Raw genomic sequence first — 3,287 nt, forward strand, 5'->3', positions numbered from 1 at the left:
GGCATTGTTCTGGTGAAGTTATTTAAAAATTCGGGAAAACATCTAGGCGAGAGTAAATGTATTTTGTTCTCTCAAATGTCATGTCGCAAGAGCAACTGCGCGTATAGCTTCAGACTTTTTGGGGTTATATGGTCAAGCGGTTAAGCGCACACGGTGGATGCCTAGGCGGTAGGAGGCGATGAAGGACGTGGTAGTCTGCGATAAGCCTCGGGGAGCTGACAAACAAGCGTTGATCCGGGGATTTCCGAATGGGGGAACCCACCTCTTTTTAGAGGTATCTGTATCTGAATACATAGGGTGCAGAGGCGATACCCGGGGAACTGAAACATCTAAGTACCCGGAGGAAAAGAAATCAACCGAGATTCCGTCAGTAGTGGCGAGCGAAAGCGGAACAGCCCAAAAGTTGACTTGATTTTAGTGGAACGGTCTGGAAAGTCCGGCGATACAGGGTGATAGCCCCGTACACGAAAAGGTCTTGTTGATGAAAAGTGAGTAGGGCGGGACACGTGAAATCCTGTCTGAACATGGGGGGACCATCCTCCAAGGCTAAATACTCCCTACCGACCGATAGTGAACCAGTACCGTGAGGGAAAGGCGAAAAGAACCCCGGAGAGGGGAGTGAAATAGAACCTGAAACCGTGTGCGTACAAGCAGTGGGAGCCCTTTATGGGTGACTGCGTACCTTTTGTATAATGGGTCAGCGACTTAACGTAAGTGGCAAGGTTAACCGTATAGGGGAGCCGTAGGGAAACCGAGTCTTAATAGGGCGTCATAGTCGCTTGCGTTAGACCCGAAACCGGGCGATCTATCCATGGCCAGGATGAAGGTGGGGTAATTCCTACTGGAGGTCCGAACCCACTAATGTTGAAAAATTAGGGGATGAGCTGTGGATAGGAGTGAAAGGCTAATCAAGCCCGGAGATAGCTGGTTCTCCTCGAAAGCTATTTAGGTAGCGCCTCATGTCTCACTCCTGGGGGTAGAGCACTGTTATGGCTAGGGGGTCATCCCGACTTACCAACCCATTGCAAACTCCGAATACCAGGAAGTGCAATCATGGGAGACACACGGCGGGAGCTAACTTCCGTCGTGGAGAGGGAAACAACCCAGACCGCCAGCTAAGGTCCCAAAATCATGGCTCAGTGGGAAACGATGTGGGAAGGCAGAAACAGCCAGGAGGTTGGCTTAGAAGCAGCCATCCTTTAAAGAAAGCGTAATAGCTCACTGGTCGAGTCGGCCCGCGCGGAAGATTCAACGGGGCTTAAGCCATGTACCGAAGCTGCGGACGCCACGAAAGTGGCGTGGTAGAGGAGCGTTCCGTAGGCCTGCGAAGGTGTGCTGTAAGGCATGCTGGAGGTATCGGAAGTGCGAATGCTGACATGAGTAACGATAAGATGGGTGAAAACCCCATCCGCCGAAAGCCCAAGGTTTCCTGCGCAACGTCAATCGGCGCAGGGTTAGTCGGCCCCTAAGGCGAGGCAGAAATGCGTAGTCGATGGGAAACAGGTTAATATTCCTGTACCGCACCATGTTGCGATGGGGGGACGGAGAAAGCTAGATCAGCCGGCAGTTGGTGTCCGGTTTAAGCGTGTAGGGAGTGCTTCCAGGCAAATCCGGAGGCACAATCCTGAGGCGTGATGACGAGCTCCCATGTGGAGCGAAGTGATTGATGCTCAGCTTCCAAGAAAAGCCTCTAAGCTTCAGACACGGTGTGACCGTACCCGAAACCGACACAGGTGGGCAGGGTGAGAATCCCAAGGCGCTTGAGAGAACCCAGGTGAAGGAACTAGGCAAAATGGTACCGTAACTTCGGGAGAAGGTACGCCTCTGGTGGTGAAAGGCCTTGCGCCTGTAGCTGCTGGGGGCCGCAGAGACCAGGCCGCTGCGACTGTTTATTAAAAACACAGCACTCTGCAAACTCGAAAGAGGACGTATAGGGTGTGACGCCTGCCCGGTGCCGGAAGGTTAATTGATGGGGTCAGCCGCAAGGCGAAGCTCTTGATCGAAGCCCCGGTAAACGGCGGCCGTAACTATAACGGTCCTAAGGTAGCGAAATTCCTTGTCGGGTAAGTTCCGACCTGCACGAATGGCGTAACGATGGCGGCACTGTCTCCACCTGGGACTCAGTGAAATTGAAATCGCTGTGAAGATGCAGTGTACCCGCGGCTAGACGGAAAGACCCCGTGAACCTTTACTACAGCTTCACACTGAACTTTGAACCTGCTTGTGTAGGATAGGTGGGAGGCATTGAAACCGGAACGCCAGTTTCGGTGGAGCCGACCTTGAAATACCACCCTGGCATGTTTGGAGTTCTAACCTCGTCCTGTTATCCAGGACAGGGACCGTGTGTGGTGGGTAGTTTGACTGGGGCGGTCTCCTCCTAAAGAGTAACGGAGGAGCGCGAAGGTACCCTCAGCGCGGTCGGAAATCGCGCATTGAGTGCAAAGGCACAAGGGTGCTTGACTGCGAGACAGACACGTCGAGCAGGTGCGAAAGCAGGTCTTAGTGATCCGGTGGTTCTGAATGGAAGGGCCATCGCTCAACGGATAAAAGGTACTCCGGGGATAACAGGCTGATACCGCCCAAGAGTCCATATCGACGGCGGTGTTTGGCACCTCGATGTCGGCTCATCACATCCTGGGGCTGAAGCAGGTCCCAAGGGTATGGCTGTTCGCCATTTAAAGTGGTACGCGAGCTGGGTTTAGAACGTCGTGAGACAGTTCGGTCCCTATCTGCCGTGGGCGTCGGAGATTTGAGAGGATCTGCTCCTAGTACGAGAGGACCGGAGTGGACGTACCTCTGGTGTTCCGGTTGTCACGCCAGTGGCATTGCCGGGTAGCTACGTACGGACGGGATAACCGCTGAAAGCATCTAAGCGGGAAGCCTTCCTCAAGATGAGATCTCCCTGGGCACTTGATGCCCCTTAAGGGTCGTCGAAGACTACGACGTTGATAGGCGGGGTGTGGAAGCGCAGTAATGTGTGAAGCTAACCCGTACTAATTGCCCGTGAGGCTTGACCATATAACACCCAAGCAGTTTGAGGGTGTGTAGTTGCAACGACATGACATGCCTGATGTTTTCCCGATTTTGCCGATGTTGAAAAATTCAGCATCAGCAGTCAGTTTTGCCTGGCGGCCATGGCGAACCGGAACCACCCGATCCCATCTCGAACTCGGAAGTGAAACGGTTCAGCGCCGATGATAGTGTGGGGCCTCCCCATGTGAAAGTAGGTCACTGCCAGGCACTTATTCCAAACCCCGATCGGGCAACCGGTCGGGGTTTTTTCTTGC

General features: G+C 53.6%; 2 rRNA genes. Both read left to right on the top strand.

What is annotated here, in order from left to right:
* The first annotated feature begins 130 nt into the window (after nt 1-130).
* A 23S ribosomal RNA gene (locus LQ956_RS14720) occupies nt 131-3,018 on the top strand.
* A gap of 106 nt (nt 3,019-3,124) precedes the next feature.
* A 5S ribosomal RNA gene (rrf, locus tag LQ956_RS14725) occupies nt 3,125-3,240 on the top strand.
* Nucleotides 3,241-3,287 lie beyond the last annotated feature (47 nt).

It is taken from the genome of Ectothiorhodospira lacustris (assembly GCF_022227845.1).
GTDB classification, from domain to species: domain Bacteria; phylum Pseudomonadota; class Gammaproteobacteria; order Ectothiorhodospirales; family Ectothiorhodospiraceae; genus Ectothiorhodospira; species Ectothiorhodospira lacustris.